We start from the raw sequence: 16,077 nt of genomic DNA, 5'->3' as shown, positions 1-16,077 counted from the left end.
GTTTGACTTACCAGCTTCCATAAGGGATGCCGTATTTTTCGATGTAGCGCTTTGCCTTTTCACTCACGGGATAAGCGTAACGCCCTTGGTTCTTCCCTTGACTAGGCCCCAACGGTTCGATATCAGCTTGGGCTCTGGCCACCTTGACCGGACGATGGCAAGAATCTCTGACGAAAACCTGTACAACTCCCCCAGGAGCTAGCCCTAAATAGATAGAAGCGCTATAGCTAGCCTGCTGCTCTGGAGTTTCCGTGCACCGTTGATTAACCGATTGCAACATCAGGCCTCTCGCCTCCTCTGGCACATCTACCCAAACCTGATAGGTCTGTGGCTCAACAACTGATTGCCAGCGCACGTAAATGCGCTTGGGAAGATCGGCACCTATCACTGCTTTTGCAGCACCACCTACTGCGTGCCAGCCTCGAGCGGATTCTTTACCGTTTTCAGGCTCCCCTCCTGCGGCTGTTCCTGATCCTGTGCGCTTGAATAGCTTGCCGTTGATATCCTCTACTGCGCTGTCTTCAACCCATACCTTCATGTAATAAGGTTCGGTAAAGGCGAGCTCCCATGATTCCGATTTAGGATCGTTTTTGGCCGACAGCGAATTAGCAGATTGGCATGCCGTCATGAACAGTGCACACATCAAAGTCACGAGAACTTTCATTACCAAAGCGTCCAGTCAGGTACATGAGGATGTTGCACGCGGATTGAATCTTCCGTGGGGGCATTGATGTAAACCGCGTTGATCCCGCTGCCATCTTTTCGGCCAAGCGGATGGTTCCAATTGGCGGAGGTGTGAATGTACTTCAATTGCAGCAATTCATCTTCTTGCGCTGTGACGCTGTAGTCCCCTGCCAAGAATCTATCGCACAGGGGCTGCAGCTCTTCAGGAATGGCAAGATCAGGCGTATCTGGAATGTCGTTGAAGCGGGCGCCCTTTTCTTTTGCCAAGCGGTGCATCACTCGCAAATAGATCCTAGATAACATGCCGCTTACCGAGCGTTTGAGCTGCAGAGCGGCGTACACACGCTTCACTTTGGGACTGAGTCGATCTTGCGGGCTGTTCGGCATCAGCAATGCGTCGGGCGTTACGATTTCAAGCATCTCCGTAGGCCAGCCTTTGGCTAACCATTGGGCCTTGGCCTCGACGGCATCGCGGTATATCGAGGTCGTCGTGACATCAGTATTCAAAGGCACGATCAGCGTTTGCATAGGACTTACAAGCACACACTCCTGCGCTTCTTCCAGATAGCCTCCGCCGATATCTGAATGTACACCCGGCAAGGTTATCTCCAAGTGATCTGCTTTGACTCGACTGAGTGCGAAGTTGGCGCGGCATTCATCACGGGCGGTCAACTGCACGACGTCAGTAAAAAAACGGCGATCGAGATAAAGTTTGACGCCTGTGGCGACAGCGCTTTTGATGTTGCCAAGATTTGACCATCCAGCAATTGATGGGACTGTATCGAACAAGCCGATAAACCCCATATTGATATCGCTTTTGTACTGGTCGTTGAATTTAGGGCTGAAAGCTCTCGGCAGGTTCCTCAGGACGGTGCCAAGTGGGCCACGGCTGGTTCGGACGATCTCATTGGCGAAATGTCGAGCTGCTGCGGCGCCGCGGCTGAAGCCGAAGGTATCGAACGTCAGTGAAGTGATTTCGCTGTCAGGATTATCGATCAAGACTCGGCTGATCGCTTGTTGAATGACTGGAAATGAGGACTCGACTCGACTGGCAACGCCAGTCTCACCGCGCCCGGTACCTGAGCCGAATTTACTATCTTCCTCTCCAGAGCGGGTGCCAATGCCCTCGATATAGACGACGCGGGAAGTTCGCTTCAGCGTCCCCTCTCCCACTGCATCAGGTACGGCATCATACAAGTCGCTCAGCCTTTTCACATTGCTGACATCGTTGCCATAACTGCTATCCGGATCACTCATATATGGCATGCAACTCGCCGGAATATCCTCCGGCGCAATCGGATGCTGCGCCCCACACAGCAACCCAGCCGCTGTGTTATTCGCATTATTCCCCGTCCCATCAAAAAACACGCCAATCCGCAGCGCTATCCCAACCTTCTCAGGCTCGGGCGCGGGTTCTTTGCCGTGTTTTTCGTATTCCGCCCAACGCTGGGCGTGAATATCGACGGGTTTGGCTTGTTCGTAGCGGTAGTTTTTCGGGGGGTTGGGTACGTAGCCACTCATCCTTGTTTCCTTGGTCCTGATCCTTGAGAACGGCGCGAAGCGTGACAGTCGGGGCTTGGCGGCGCAAGGCATGGCGGTGTGCCAGCGCGGTTTGTTTCGGTGTTTCGACGAGGGTTTCCCCTCGTCGTTGTTGCGGTCAGCTGGTGACTTCTACGTTGTCGAGTGCCTGATTGACCGCGAGTTCGCCGAGCATCACAACCTGGGCGATGCCCAATGCGGTTTTGCGGTGTTGCGGGTCGAGCATGGCGGCGAAGTTGACCAGCATTTCGCTGGCCGAGCCGAGGGTTTCGCTGGCGTTGGCGAGCAGCGATTCGCTGTCGAATTTCGGGTTGGCGAGGTACATGCGTTCGGGTTCGTTGACGCTGGCCATGATCTGGCTGGCAGGTTTGAGGTAGTGGTCGAGGGCGCGTTCGGCGGCTGGGTGGAAGCGTCTGGAATCGGGGGATTCGTAGGGGGATGCGGGGTCGGTTTCTGGCGGGTTGGGCGTGACTTTGAACATAGATGAAGCTCCTAACACATTGACTGGAGGCTTCACCCTTTCGCTACCAAACGAAGGGTGGCGGCCATGCACAGGTTGGTAGACCGGGTGTTAGGATCCGGCGCGCACTAGGACGCCCTGTGCATGGCCACCATAAATCCGAAAACGAAGAATCTCGGCGATGATGGAGCTGCACATCTAACACCGGGCTACCAAACCCGATCACTGCTTTTTCAGTGACCGCCAAACGATAGAACCCGCGCCCTAGACGCACAAGCCGGCGGATTCTGGCGTAGTCGTAGGTAACGGCGCAAGGCGTTGTAGGGTTTGGGTGGTGTGCGTATTTCGCTTTTAAACGAATACTGGAATTTGCGTTTAGCCTTTCCTAGATGTTTTTGCCCTCGCCTGTTTGTGGTCGGGTATTGGCCATGGGGGCACATCAGGGCGGTGGCAACTTGCGGGTTGTGCCGGGTGCCGAAATGGCTGCCCTCACCCTAGCCCTCTCCCGGAGGGAGAGGGGACCGATTGGGGGAGATTGATGAAATTCGTCAGTCTGGACGGTCGACTGTGAATCCAGAAACGATGGAATCGCACAGATTTATCGAGAGCGGATGCCCGCTCGGTCGACCTCCCTACACCCGCAGGAAAATCCAATTGATCTGTAAATATCGTCAGCTCTCTGTCCTCCCACACACCCCATGACCAACCAGTTCTCACTTCAAACAATCCCCCACCGCGATGTCGATAACAGACACAACCGTGGCGTGATCAGGCATCTGGTTTCGCGTACAAGCCGGGTAAGGTGACGCAGCTTTTGCGCAAAACCCCCGTCCGCCGTGGCGGATTCAATAAGCACTGCGACGTTCGAGAGGGGCCATTTAGAGCTGTTCAGCCAACATTACCGGTTATCGCTCGGCCCCTTTTCATTCGCTTGAACGTCGATCAGCAGAGAACAAGAAAACAATGATCAGCCCCACCTCCAAGGATTCGACCGGCCACTTGGCGCAGGGCTTCAAGCCTCGTCATGTGACGATGCTGTCCATCGCCGGGATCATCGGCGCCGGTTTGTTTGTCGGTTCGGGGCATGCCATTGCGGCGGCCGGGCCGGCGGTGTTGCTGGCTTATCTGTTTTCCGGGTTGCTGGTGGTGCTGGTCATGCGCATGCTCGGCGAGATGGCGGTGGCCAATCCGGACACCGGTTCGTTTTCCACCTATGCCGATCAGGCCATCGGGCGTTGGGCCGGGTTTACCATCGGCTGGCTGTACTGGTGGTTCTGGGTGCTGGTGATTCCGATTGAAGCGTTGGCGGCCGGGCACGTGCTGCATCAGTGGTTTCCGCAGGTCGATGCCTGGTTGTTCGCTTTGGGCTCGATCATTGCGCTGGTGGTGACCAACCTGTTCAGCGTGTCGAAGTACGGCGAGTTCGAATTCTGGTTTGCCATGGCCAAGGTGGTGGCGATCATCGGCTTTATCGGCGTTGGATTTGCGGTGCTGATGGGCTGGATTCCCGACCGTGAAGTCAGCGGTTTGAGTGGTCTGATGGCGGCGCACGGCGGGTTTGCGCCGAACGGTTTGTCGGCAGTGGTTGGTGCGTTCATTACCATCATGTTCAGTTTCATCGGCACCGAAGCGGTGACCATCGCCGCAGCCGAATCGAATAACCCGGCGCAGAACATTGCCAAGGCCACGCGCTCGGTGATCTGGCGCATCGGTGTGTTTTATCTGCTGTCGATCTTCGTGGTGATTTCGGTGGTGCCGTGGAATGACCCGCTTTTGGCCTCGGTCGGCTCCTATCAGCGGGCGCTGGAAATCATGAATATTCCGCACGCTAAATTCATGGTCGACGTGGTGGTGTTGATCGCGGTGGCGAGTTGCATGAACTCGTCGATCTACATCGCCTCGCGCATGCTCTATTCCCTGGGTCGGCGTGGTGATGCACCAAAGGCGTTGAAAGTGACTTCGTCCGAAGGTGTGCCGCGTGCGGCGGTCATCGCCAGCACCGTCCTCGGCGCGTCGATCACCGTGTGGAGCTATGTGATGCCCGCCGGGTTGTTCGAGTTTTTGCTGGCCAGCTCCGGCGCGATTGCCTTGCTGGTGTACCTGGCGATCGCCGTGTCGCAACTGCGCATGCGGCGGATGTTGCGTCGGCAAAACGTCGAGCTGACGTTCCGCATGTGGCTGTTTCCGTGGCTGACCTGGTTGGTGATTGCGTTCATCTGCGCCGCGCTGGCGGTGATGATGATTACCCCGGAACACCGCACCGAAGTGAGCACGACGATTGGTCTGGCGCTGGCAATATCGTTTATCGGTTTGCTGACCTCGCGACATCCTGCGCAGACGGTCAGTGTCACCCCTGCCGGCTGAGAATGGACCGGAGTCAATCCGGCACCGCCGCAAAATCTTGCTGATAGGAACAGGCAATACTCAGATCCGATTCGGCATCGTCCCCCGCCCTCCTTCGCCCTAGCATGCTCGCACCTTGTCTGTTTTGGAGTGTGCGACATGAAGACTGAAAAAACCCTGTTCATCACCGGTGTCAGCAGCGGCTTCGGCCAGGCGCTGGCGAGGGAGGCGCTCGCCGCGGGCCACCGGGTAATTGGCACCGTGCGCAGCGAATCCGCCGTGGCGATGTTCGAGGCGCTGGCGCCGGAGCGAGCGCATGGCGTGCTGTTGGACGTGACCGATTTCGAAACGATTGATACGGTGGTCGCCGCCGTTGAAAAACGTTACGGGCCGGTGGATGTGCTGGTGAACAACGCCGGTTACGGTCACGAAGGAGTTTTCGAGGAATCGCCGCTGGCGGAGATGCGTCGTCAGTTCGATGTGAATGTGTTTGGCGCAGTGGCGGTAACCAAGGCTTTCGTGCCGTATTTCCGCCAGCGCCGCGCTGGGCATATCGTCAACATCACCTCCATGGGCGGCTACATCACCATGCCCGGCATCGCCTATTACTGCGGCAGCAAATTCGCTCTGGAAGGCATTTCCGACACCCTGAGCAAAGAGCTCGCACCCTTCAATATTTTCGTCACGGCAGTCGCACCGGGGTCTTTCGTACGGACTGGGCCGGACGCTCGATGCAGCGCACCCCGCGCAGCATCAGCGACTACGATGCAAGCTTCGACCCGGTGCGCAAGGCCCGCGAGGAAAAAAGCGGCCGTCAACTAGGCGATCCGCAGAAAGCCGCACGGGCCATGCTGACGCTGATTGCCAGCCCTGCTCCGCCGGCGCATCTGCTGCTGGGCAGCGACGCCGTCGCGCTGGTGCGTGACAAGTTGCAGCGTACGGCGGAGAGTATTGAGCAATGGCAGGCGCTCAGTTGCACTACCGATGGCTGAGCCGTCGCGTGAAAAAAGGTGCAGTGAATGGCGAAATCCGAAGACCTGACGACGGCGCGCATGGTGCAACTGATAAGCGAACTGGCGCCGCTCGAGGGCTGCAACCTGAGCGTGCTCGACGACGTGCGGTTTCTGCGTTCCAACCGTCCGTTGACGCGCACGCCGGTGTTGTACGAGCCAGGTATCGTGATCCTCTGTCAGGGGCAGAAACGCGGCTATCTGGGCGACGAAATCTACGTCTACGACGCCCAGCATTATCTGGTGGTGTCCGTGCCGGTGCCGTTCACCATGGAGACCGATGCCAGCGAGGATCAGCCGATGCTCGCGGTGTATCTGCGTCTGGATTTCGCCCTCGCCGGCGAGCTAATTCAGCAAGTCGATGAGGTCCGCGGCTTCGACGCCACGGCGCCGCGCGGCATGTACGCCTCGCCCATGGATGATGCGCTGCGCGAGTCGACCTTGCGCTTTCTGCACATCATGAACGACCGCAACGACGCGCAAATCCTCGGCCCGGCGATGTTGCGCGAGCTCTACTACCGCATCCTCAGCGGCGCCCAGGGCGGCACGCTGCGCGCAGCCATCGCCCAGCAAGGTCAGTTCGGCAAAGTGACCCGCGCGATTCACAAAATCCACAGCTGTTATCACGAACACCTGGATGTCGAAGCGCTCGCCGAAGAAGCGCAGATGAGCGTGCCGAACTTTCACCTGCACTTTCGCAAGGTCACCGACACCTCGCCGATGCAGTACCTCAAGTCGACGCGCTTGCATCAGGCGCGGTTGCTGATGCTGCGTAACGACTTCACCGCCGCCCGCTCAGCGTTTCTGGTCGGCTACGAAAGCGCCTCGCAATTCAGCCGCGACTTCAAACGCTTCTTCGGCCGCACTCCGCTGGCGGAGCTGGCGTGGATGAAACGCACGTATGCGTTGCCGGCACCGAATACGCCTTCGCTGTTTGTGTCGTCGCATTAACGGATGCGGTATCTGCTTGAGGGGCCTTCCTGCGTAGGCAGCGCCCAGCGGGCATACAATTCTCACTTGATTTATATCTGTTTTGATATAGCCTCTCTACAAAGCCTTCCAGCCATTTCTTGCAACAGTACGCCCCATGACAATTGCGCTTGGGCGATTACGCTTTTCCTTTCAACAAAGGAGAAGTCGATGCCAAGAAACAAGGATGTTGAATTCATCGGAAACGCGCTTAAGGATCTGAAGGCGCTCCCGATCGATGCCCGCAGAGCGGCAGGATTCCAGTTGGATCTGTTGCAGCGGGGCGATGAACCCTTTGACTGGCGTCCAATGACAACAATCGGACGCGGCGTTAACGAAATCAGGATCACCGAGGATTCAGGGGCGTTCAGAGTGTTTTACGTGGCCAACCGACCTGAAGCGATCTATGTGCTGCATGTCACGCACAAAACCACACGTAAAACCGAAACGCGAGATATCGAACTGGCACGCGCCAGATACCAGGAAATCAGGTAAAACCATGACGGATCATCAGAACAACTCCCAGCGCTATTCAAGTGTCTGGGATGCACTGGAAGACACGCCGCAGGACGCGGCTAACATGCGTTTGCGGGCCAAGCTGATGCGTACGCTTTGCGAGACCATCCGAGCTTGGGAGCTTCCCCAGAAGGAGGCAGCCAAACGCCTGGGAATCACCCAGCCACGTCTCAACGATGTGCTCAATGGCAAGATCGACAAATTCTCGTTGGACGCATTGGTCAATCTGTCAGCAGCTGCACAATTGGAGGTAGATATCTGCTTCCCGCTGGGTCAACCACTGCAATGGGTCTGACCCGATAAAACAGTCAGCCATGGATGAGGCATCGCACGCCATCCATGGCTGAACGCCGCCTCAATCCTCCCGCGTCAAAACCTCCAGCAACTCGGTCTCGAACACCAGATCCGAATGCGGCGGAATCTTGCCCATCGTCCGTTCGCCGTAGCCAAGATGCGCCGGCACCAGCAATTTACGTTTACCACCGACCTGCATGCCCATCAGGCCCTGATCCCAGCCTTTGATCACCCGACCCGTGCCGATCACGCATTGAAAAGGTTTGCCGCGGCTCCAGGAGGAATCGAACTCGGTGCCGTCTGATAGCCAGCCGGTGTACTGGGTGGTGATCAGCGCGCCTTTGACGGCGGCTTTGCCGTCGCCCGGTTGCAGGTCGATGATTTGCAGTTCTTCTGACATGTGGTTGACTCGTTAAGAATGGCCCTGATGGCGCGAACGGTTTTTTCGCAGAATTGCGCGTCGATGGCAATCGATGGAACCGAAATTCGCGCCGCGGCTCACATGGATATCGACATCGTATGACGACAAGGATGCTTTGATGACCGACTCTCGTTTGCTGCGCAGTTTTATCCCGCCCTACATCCTCAACCGAATCATTGCCCACGGTTCGGAGCCGCAACGCAACGCCGCGATGCAGACGCTCAACCACGTACGCAGCCTGCTGCCCAACCCCGGCCGACCTTCGCAGCCGCCGGCGCGGGCGGTGTTGCCGCAGGCGACCAAACCGGGCCTGGCCCGGCGCAGCGTGCACGACGCGCAGAACAAGATGCTCCTGCCGGGCATGCCGGTACGCCTCGAAGGCCAGCCGCCGTCGGGAGACCCGGCGGTCGACGAAGCCTACGACGCGCTGGGCGCCAGCTATGATTTCTTCTGGAAAGTGCTCGGGCGCGACTCGATCGACAATCAGGGTTTTGCGCTGATCGGCAGCGTGCATTACGGCCAGGGTTACGAAAACGCGTTCTGGAACGGCGCGCAAATGGTCTTCGGTGACGGCGACGGTGAAATCTTCCAGCGTTTCACCCGCTCCCTCGACGTGATTGCCCACGAACTGGCGCACGGCGTTACCGAGAGCGAGGCTGGTTTGATTTACGCCAACCAGTCCGGGGCCCTGAACGAATCGCTGTCGGACGTGTTCGGCGTGCTCACCAAGCAATACACCCTCGGCCACACGGTCGAACAGGCCGACTGGTTGATCGGTGCCGACCTGCTGATGCCGAAAATTCAGGGCAAGGGCTTGCGCTCGATGTCGCACCCCGGCACCGCTTACGACGACCCTTTGCTGGGCAAGGACCCGCAACCGGAGCACATGCGCAAATTCGTCATCACCAGCGAAGACAATGGCGGCGTGCACATCAACTCCGGCATCCCGAACCGCGCGTTTTATCTGGCGGCTCGGGCGCTGGGCGGCTTCGCCTGGGAAAAGGCCGGACGGATCTGGTATGACACGCTGTGCGACGAGCGCTTGAGCCAGGACGCCACGTTCGACGCTTTCGCAAAACTGACCATCGACCACGCCGGCCAGCGCTTCGGCGCCAAGGAAGTTGAAGCGGTGCAGCAGGCCTGGGCACAGGTCGGTGTCGAATAAACTGAGGAGGCTGTATGAAAACGCTACCCGATTTAGGTGACGATTCCGTTTTGCGTGTTTCTCGCCAGGGTGGCGTCGCCGCGATTCACAGCCTGAGCCGCCCGCGCGAAATCGAATTCGCGCAATGCGACATCAGCCAACGCTCACGCATCTGCTCGGTCCTCGAAGGCTGCCTGCCTTTGGACAGCAGCGACTCCGGACGCGGAGACCAGCGCTTCTATCAGATTGAAGTGCGTTACAAGTCAGGGGAAATGTTGCTGAAAGTGCCCGAGGACCGGGCACCGGGGGAACTGGTGCATCTGTGGGACAAGGGAGAGCTTCTGTAAACGCTCTCCCGCCATTCGTGTTTAACGCTCGACCGGCTGCATCTCGACAATCGTGCCGTTGGTGATCATCACCATCACGTATTTATCGTTGATCTGCACCCACTGCGCCTGTTCGATTGGCGCTTTCAGACCTTTGGCCTTCCAGTTCTGCAGCGCCTTGTCCTTGCGCTGATACATCTCCGGCGCGCGGTCGTTGACCTTCAACTGACGATCGCTGGTCGGCGATTGAACGGAAGGATCGCTTGAGGTTTGCGCCGCTTGAACAAGTGGGCTGATCCCGGCAATGCCGGCAACCAGCGCCAGACTGGCGATAAGGGTCTTGCTGTTCATCGGTGAACCTCCTGAATTGGGTAGTACCTGAACTCCGACTGCGTGGGGCGGGAATCATTCCTTTTTTTGCCGGGGGGTGGGCGGTAAAAGTCTTTGGAATTGGGGCGTCCTGGAAACAAAAGCAAAATCAAAAGCCTCTAACCCTGGCCCTCTCCCGGAGGGAGAGGGAACTGATCGTGGTGGATGCGAGAGTTGCGCCGACGCGCAAACCGAGTCGAACGCAAACTTCAAAGCCAACACAAATCGGCTCCCTCTCCAGGGGGAGAGGGCTGGGGTGAGGGGCAGCCACAGCGCAAATCCCAAGCCAACCACCCGCTCCTAACCACTCAACAATGAGCGTTAGCTCGAGTGCCCTTGATCTTGATCTTGCCTAACCGGCGACATCGGAAGGCTGAGCGCAGGGATTGATCCGGGCGTGGGAGCGCAGCGACCGTACGACGAAGTCGTACACAGCGGAAGTAGGTGCAGCGAAGCAAACCGTAGCCGCTGCGCCCGGATCGATCCCGGAGCGAAGGAACCCGAGCCTGCGAGGGCCGTACGCAGGAGCAAAGCCTTTTGGTTCCTTTTTGGCGTCTGAAAAAGGGACTCGCCGTAAGGGCGAAACCATACGAAGCCGTTACCGCAGCAACGGATATGCACTCAAAACCATTGATCCGCCCCGAACATCAATCCATGCCAACAATGCAATTAACAGATTGTTACATCTGCGCCACCATCCACCTCAATAAAAACCGTGCGCCGCCCTCCCGTAGCGCACGTCATAAAAGCGGTGGAGTCCTTTACCATGACAGCCTCAATCCCACACGTCGGCTCGCGCGCCGGTGCCATTTTCCGAGTCACCTCGGGCAATTTCCTCGAACAGTTCGACTTCTTCCTGTTCGGTTTCTACGCCACACAGATCGCCGCGGTGTTCTTCCCGGCAAGCAGTGAATTCGCCTCCCTGATGATGACCTTCGCCGTGTTCGGCGCAGGCTTCCTCATGCGCCCGCTCGGCGCCATCGTGCTCGGTGCCTACATCGATGACGTCGGCCGCCGCAAAGGCCTGATCGTCACCCTGTCGATCATGGCCAGCGGCACGATATTGATCGTGCTGGTGCCCGGCTACGAAACCATCGGCCTGTTCGCCCCGGCGCTCGTATTGATCGGGCGGCTGCTGCAAGGCTTCTCGGCCGGTGCCGAACTGGGCGGTGTGTCGGTTTACCTGTCGGAAATCGCCACGCCCGGTCGCAAGGGTTTCTTCACCGCATGGCAGTCGGCAAGCCAGCAAGTGGCGATCATCGTCGCCGCCGCGCTGGGCTATGGCCTGAACCAGTGGATGGCGCCGCAGGCGATCGCCGACTGGGGCTGGCGCATTCCGTTTTTCGTCGGTTGCATGATCGTCCCGTTCATCTTTTTCCTGCGCCGCAACCTGGCGGAAACCGAAGAGTTCGCTGCGCGTAAGCACCGTCCAAGCATGGGCGAAGTGTTCCGCACCCTTGGCCAGAACTGGGGCGTGGTGCTGGGCGGCATGTTGATGGTCGCGCTGACCACCACGGCGTTCTACCTGATCACCGTGTACGCGCCGACTTTCGGTAAAACCGTGCTGCATCTGAGCACTTCCGACGCGCTGCTGGTGACGCTGCTGGTCGGTGTCTCTAACTTCTTCTGGCTGCCGATTGGCGGCGCGCTGTCCGATCGCATCGGCCGTCGCCCGGTGCTGATCGCCATGGCGCTGCTGGCGCTGGCCACGACCTATCCGGCGCTGTCGTTCCTGGTGCAGTCGCCGAGCTTCACCAACATGCTGCTGTCGCTGCTGTGGCTGTCATTCATCTATGGTCTGTATAACGGCGCGATGATTCCGGCCCTCACCGAGATCATGCCGGTGGAAGTACGCGTCGCCGGTTTCTCGTTGGCCTACAGCCTGGCCACGGCGATTTTCGGCGGGTTCACCCCGGCGATGTCGACCTTCCTGATCCAGTACACCGGCGACAAAGCCGCGCCGGGTTACTGGATGAGCATCGGTGCGCTGTGTGCGTTGTGCGCCACCCTTTATCTGTACCGCCGTGCCGGTGGTCGTCTGCAACCTGTCGCGGCCTGAGGAAAACCTGCCATGAAAAAAATCTTTACTGTCACCGCCCTGCTCGCCGGTCTGGCGTTCAACCTGAGCGCCCACGCCGCAGAACTGAGCGTGATGACGTCCGGTGGCTTCACCGCCGCCTACAAAATCCTCGGGCCGAAATTCGCTGCCGCCAGCGGCAACACGCTGACCACCAGCCTCGGCCCGTCGATGGGCAAGGCCCCGGAGGCGATCCCCAATCGTCTGGCACGCGGCGAGCATGCCGACGTGGTCATCATGGTCGGCTATGCCCTCGACGAGTTGATCAAACAAGGCAAGGTCGACCCGGCTTCGCGGGTCGAACTGGCGGACTCGCGGATCGGCATGGTGGTGCGCGAAGGCGCGGCGAAACCGGACATCAGCAGCGTCGACGGTTTGAAGAAAACTCTGCTCGGTGCGCAATCGGTGGCGTACTCCGACAGCGCCAGCGGCGTGTACATCGAGCAGCAGTTGTTCAAGAAGCTGGGCATCGAAGATCAGCTGAAGCCGAAGGCCAAAATGATCGCCAGGATCCCGGTGGGCTCGGAGGTTGCCAGCGGTGACTATCAACTGGGCTTCCAGCAGGTCAGCGAATTACTGCCAGTGCCAGGCGTAAGTTTCGTCGCGAAGATTCCGGAGTCTGTGCAGTCGGTGACGCGTTTCGCTGGCGGCATTCCGGTCAAGGCCGAGCATCCGGAAGAAGCCAAAGCCCTGCTCGCCTACCTCGCCGCGCCTGCCGCCCAGGCCGACGTGCAGGCCACCGGGATGGACTCGGTCAAACGCTGATCGTTGGCGGCTGGACCTTCATTTCCACCACCAGCCGCTCCAGTTCCAAAGCCGCCGGGGTCAGCGTACGACCCCGGCGCTTGAGGATGCCGACGCTGCGCATCACTTGCGGATCGGTCAGCGGCACCCGTGTCAGGATCGGATGATCCGGCCCCGGCAGCGCCATCATCGGCACCGCCGCCACGCCCAACCCCGCCTCGACCAGGCCGATCATCGTCGTCACGTGCCGCGTCTCGCAGATGCTCTGACGCTGCGGCACTACCCCGCCCAACGCCTGATCCAGCAGAAAACGATTGCCGGAGGTCTTGTCCAGACCGATGTAGTCCTGCTGATAGAACTCGTCCCACGTCACGCTGCTGCGCTGCGCCAAGGGATGATCGCGGCGGCAGGCAACAACGTAGCACTCCTGCACAAGCGGTTCGAAGTCGACTTTGGCATCCTGCGTGCCAAGAAAACTCAAACCGAAATCCGCCTCGCCATTGACCACTGCACTCAACACATCGTGAGCGCTGGAGTCGAGCACCTTGACCTTGATCCGTGGGAACTGCTGGTGATAACGCGCGATGACCCGCGGCATGAAGTAGTACGCCGCCGACGGCACACAAGCGACGGTGACATGGCCGAGCCGCGTCGAGGCGACTTCGCTGATGCCCAGCAATGCCACGTCAAGATCATCGAGCAAGCGTTCGACACTGGGCATGAAGCCGCGTCCGGCCTGGGTCAGACTGACCTTGCGCGTAGTGCGCTCGAAGAGTTTGACCCCGAGCGCGTCTTCGAGCTTTTCGATGCGTCGGCTCAACGCCGGCTGCGACAGACGCACGGTGTCGGCGGCCTTGCGAAAACTGCCCTGCTCGACCACCGCGCGAAAGGCTTGCAGGTCGTTGAGGTCGAAGTTGATGGCCATGGCGGTTCCGGAAATTGATGCGCAGGGGTTATAAATGTAACCATTTGATGCAAAACATTACAGCCACAAAGCAAACCCCCTGTAGGAGTGAGCCTGCTCGCGATAGCGGTGAATCAGTCACCGATGATGTCGAATGACCCACCGCTATCGCGAGCAGGCTCACTCCTACAAGGGATCTTTGGTGGATGCAAAGCCGCTGCAGCCCTTATCCTTGTCGTCCCCCGCCGTACCGTTGTCAGGAGTTGACCCATGCCCCATGAAGGCAATCTGTTGCAAGCCGCTGTCGTGTTTCTGTTCGCGGCGGTGCTCACCGTGCCTTTGGCCAAACGTCTGCAACTGGGCGCGGTGCTCGGGTATCTGTTCGCCGGGGTGATCATCGGCCCGTCGGTGCTCGGCCTGATCGGCAACCCGCAGAGCGTGGCGCATATTTCCGAACTGGGCGTGGTGTTGTTGCTGTTCATCATTGGCCTTGAACTGTCGCCGCGACGCTTGTGGGTGATGCGCAAATCGGTGTTCGGCGTCGGCCTGGCGCAGGTGTTGCTGACCGCGTCGGTGATCGGCGTGCTGGCGTTGTCGGTGTTTGGCCAACCGCTGAACAGCGCGATTGTGCTGGGTCTCGGCCTGGCACTCTCCTCTACCGCGTTCGGCCTGCAGAGCCTGGCCGAGCGCAAGGAACTGACCAGCCCCCACGGGCGTTTGGCGTTTGCGATTCTGCTGTTCCAGGACATCGCCGCGATCCCGTTGATCGCGCTGGTGCCGATGCTCGCCGGTGGTGCCGAAAACACCAGCCATGCCGAAAGCCTCAACCATGCGTTGCAGGTGCTCGGTGGCATCGCGGTGGTGGTGGTCGGCGGGCGGTATCTGTTGCGGCCGGTGTTCCGCGTGGTAGCAAAAACCGGTCTGCCGGAAGTGTCGACGGCCACGGCGTTGCTGGTGGTGATCGGCACCGCATGGCTGATGGATCTGGTCGGCGTGTCGATGGCATTGGGTGCTTTTCTCGCCGGTCTGCTGCTGGCGGATTCGGAGTATCGGCATGAGCTGGAAGCGCAGATCGAACCGTTCAAAGGCCTGCTGCTCGGGCTGTTTTTCATCAGCGTCGGCATGGGCGCCAACCTGAGTCTGCTGCTCAGTGCGCCGATCACCGTGCTGGGGCTGACGCTGCTATTGATCGGTCTGAAATTGCCGCTGCTGTTTGTGGTCGGGCGTCTGGCGGGCGGCCTGAACAAGATCAGTGCGATTCGCCTCGGCATCGTGCTGGCGGCCGGCGGTGAGTTCGCTTTCGTGGTGTTCAAGATCGGTCGCGATCAGGGCCTGTTCGAGCCGCGCCTGTATGACTTGCTGGTGCTGACCATCACTCTATCGATGGCGTTGACGCCCCTGTTGCTGTTGCTTTGCGCAAGACTGGTCAGCCCGAAAGTGCAGCCGGTGGAAGTGCCGGAGAAATTCCGCGAGATCGATACCGAAGCACCCCGCGTGGTGATCGCCGGCATGGGCCGGATGGGCCAGATCGTCGCGCGGATTCTGCGCGCGCAAAATATCAATTTTGTCGCGCTGGATACGTCAGTTGAAACCATCGAACTGTCGCGCAGTTTTGGTGGCGTGCCGGTGTTCTACGGTGACCCGATGCGCCCGGAAATCCTCCATGCGGCGAAGGTTGGTGAAGCGGAATATTTCGTCATCGCCACCGACGATCCCGACACCAACATCAAAACCGCCGAGGTGGTGCGCAAGCTCTATCCGCACATGAAAATCATCGCCCGCGCCCGTAACCGTCAGCACGTGCATCGCTTGATCGATGTCGGCGCCGAAGCGATTCGCGAAACCTATTATTCGAGCCTGGAAATGAGCCGACGTACGCTGGTCGGGCTCGGTCTGACCCAGGAACAGGCCGATGCACGGATCAAGCGCTTCAAGCATCACGACGAACAGGTGCTGGAGGCGCAGCACGCGGTCTACGACGACGAGGCCAAAGTCTTGCAAACCGCCCAGGAAGCCCGGGCGGAGCTGGCAAAACTATTCGAGTCGGATCAGTTGGAAGAACAAGCCCGAAAATCCTGAAAATGTGGCGCAGCTCACGCCGCCATCGCGGGCAAGCCCGCTCCCACAGTGGTCGAGTCGAACCGATATTTCGTGTACGACATATAACCCTGTGGGAGCGGGCTTGCCCGCGAAGAGGCCGGCACCGTCAACACTAATATTCTGATTGTTCCCACGCTCCGCGTGGTAACACAGCCCCGGGACGCTCTGCGTTCCATT

At 59.1% G+C, this 16,077-nt stretch carries 15 protein-coding genes and 1 pseudogene; 10 read left to right on the top strand and 6 right to left on the bottom strand.

Going from position 1 to position 16,077, the window contains the following annotated elements; genetic code table 11:
* Window positions 1-7 precede the first annotated feature (7 nt).
* The 3 genes from J3P93_RS10980 to J3P93_RS10970 form a co-directional block, all read right to left on the bottom strand.
* On the bottom strand, window positions 8-664 hold the full coding sequence (locus J3P93_RS10980) for a DUF2931 family protein (protein ID WP_434597313.1): 657 nt from the start codon (window positions 662-664) through the stop codon (window positions 8-10).
* Window positions 664-2,205, bottom strand: coding sequence for a T6SS phospholipase effector Tle1-like catalytic domain-containing protein (locus tag J3P93_RS10975; protein WP_434597311.1), 1,542 nt, complete (start codon window positions 2,203-2,205; stop codon window positions 664-666). The genes J3P93_RS10980 and J3P93_RS10975 overlap by 1 nt, the downstream gene beginning before the upstream one ends.
* 136 nt (window positions 2,206-2,341) lie before the next feature.
* Entirely contained in the window at window positions 2,342-2,704 is a 363-nt protein-coding gene (locus tag J3P93_RS10970) for a DUF6124 family protein (protein WP_434597309.1), read from the bottom strand.
* Window positions 2,705-3,646: 942 nt separating this feature from the next.
* On the opposite strand from J3P93_RS10970, the gene J3P93_RS10965 reads away from it, so the two are divergent.
* From J3P93_RS10965 to J3P93_RS10945, 5 genes and pseudogenes are all read left to right on the top strand, one after another.
* A complete protein-coding gene (locus J3P93_RS10965; protein ID WP_434597307.1) occupies window positions 3,647-5,047 on the top strand; it encodes an amino acid permease in 1,401 nt (466 codons plus the stop codon).
* A gap of 138 nt (window positions 5,048-5,185) precedes the next feature.
* Window positions 5,186-6,018 (top strand): annotated as a pseudogene (locus J3P93_RS10960) (oxidoreductase).
* 27 nt (window positions 6,019-6,045) lie between these two features.
* Window positions 6,046-6,987, top strand: a complete 942-nt coding sequence (locus J3P93_RS10955; protein WP_434597305.1) for an AraC family transcriptional regulator — start codon at window positions 6,046-6,048, stop codon at window positions 6,985-6,987.
* A gap of 189 nt (window positions 6,988-7,176) precedes the next feature.
* Window positions 7,177-7,500 (top strand): type II toxin-antitoxin system RelE/ParE family toxin, encoded by a 324-nt coding sequence (locus tag J3P93_RS10950; protein ID WP_090284246.1) that lies wholly within the window; start codon window positions 7,177-7,179, stop codon window positions 7,498-7,500.
* Window positions 7,501-7,504: 4 nt separating this feature from the next.
* Window positions 7,505-7,816 (top strand): helix-turn-helix domain-containing protein, encoded by a 312-nt coding sequence (locus J3P93_RS10945; RefSeq protein WP_090284248.1) that lies wholly within the window; start codon window positions 7,505-7,507, stop codon window positions 7,814-7,816.
* A gap of 60 nt (window positions 7,817-7,876) precedes the next feature.
* Here J3P93_RS10945 and J3P93_RS10940 read toward each other — a convergent pair whose 3' ends face one another.
* Window positions 7,877-8,215, bottom strand: a complete 339-nt coding sequence (locus J3P93_RS10940; RefSeq protein ID WP_434597303.1) for an FKBP-type peptidyl-prolyl cis-trans isomerase — start codon at window positions 8,213-8,215, stop codon at window positions 7,877-7,879.
* Window positions 8,216-8,354: 139 nt separating this feature from the next.
* Here J3P93_RS10940 and J3P93_RS10935 point away from each other — a divergent pair, with 139 nt between their 5' ends.
* Both J3P93_RS10935 and J3P93_RS10930 read left to right on the top strand, forming a co-directional pair.
* Window positions 8,355-9,401, top strand: a complete 1,047-nt coding sequence (locus J3P93_RS10935; protein ID WP_434597301.1) for a M4 family metallopeptidase — start codon at window positions 8,355-8,357, stop codon at window positions 9,399-9,401.
* Between the two features lie 14 nt (window positions 9,402-9,415).
* Window positions 9,416-9,727, top strand: a complete 312-nt coding sequence (locus J3P93_RS10930) for a protealysin inhibitor emfourin (RefSeq protein WP_093100696.1) — start codon at window positions 9,416-9,418, stop codon at window positions 9,725-9,727.
* Between the two features lie 21 nt (window positions 9,728-9,748).
* Here J3P93_RS10930 and J3P93_RS10925 read toward each other — a convergent pair whose 3' ends face one another.
* A complete protein-coding gene (locus tag J3P93_RS10925; protein WP_090284252.1) occupies window positions 9,749-10,057 on the bottom strand; it encodes an RcnB family protein in 309 nt (102 codons plus the stop codon).
* 784 nt (window positions 10,058-10,841) lie between these two features.
* On the opposite strand from J3P93_RS10925, the gene J3P93_RS10920 reads away from it, so the two are divergent.
* Together J3P93_RS10920 and J3P93_RS10915 are read left to right on the top strand one after the other, a co-directional pair.
* Window positions 10,842-12,134 (top strand): MFS transporter, encoded by a 1,293-nt coding sequence (locus J3P93_RS10920; protein WP_434597298.1) that lies wholly within the window; start codon window positions 10,842-10,844, stop codon window positions 12,132-12,134.
* Between the two features lie 12 nt (window positions 12,135-12,146).
* Window positions 12,147-12,917 carry a substrate-binding domain-containing protein gene (locus tag J3P93_RS10915; RefSeq protein ID WP_434597296.1) on the top strand — a complete coding sequence of 257 codons (771 nt, stop codon included), beginning with the start codon at window positions 12,147-12,149 and terminating at the stop codon, window positions 12,915-12,917.
* Here J3P93_RS10915 and J3P93_RS10910 read toward each other — a convergent pair.
* Entirely contained in the window at window positions 12,907-13,821 is a 915-nt protein-coding gene (locus tag J3P93_RS10910) for a LysR family transcriptional regulator (protein ID WP_434597294.1), read from the bottom strand. The two genes, J3P93_RS10915 and J3P93_RS10910, sit on opposite strands and share 11 nt — an antisense overlap.
* Before the next feature lie 249 nt (window positions 13,822-14,070).
* Here J3P93_RS10910 and J3P93_RS10905 point away from each other — a divergent pair, with 249 nt between their 5' ends.
* On the top strand, window positions 14,071-15,879 hold the full coding sequence (locus tag J3P93_RS10905; protein WP_434597292.1) for a monovalent cation:proton antiporter-2 (CPA2) family protein: 1,809 nt from the start codon (window positions 14,071-14,073) through the stop codon (window positions 15,877-15,879).
* The last annotated feature ends 198 nt before the right edge of the window (window positions 15,880-16,077 follow it).

The sequence above is a fragment of the Pseudomonas sp. R3-57 genome, assembly GCF_051132065.1.
In the GTDB taxonomy this organism is placed as follows: Bacteria; Pseudomonadota; Gammaproteobacteria; order Pseudomonadales; family Pseudomonadaceae; genus Aquipseudomonas.
This window is presented reverse-complemented; position numbering and strand designations above follow the sequence as displayed.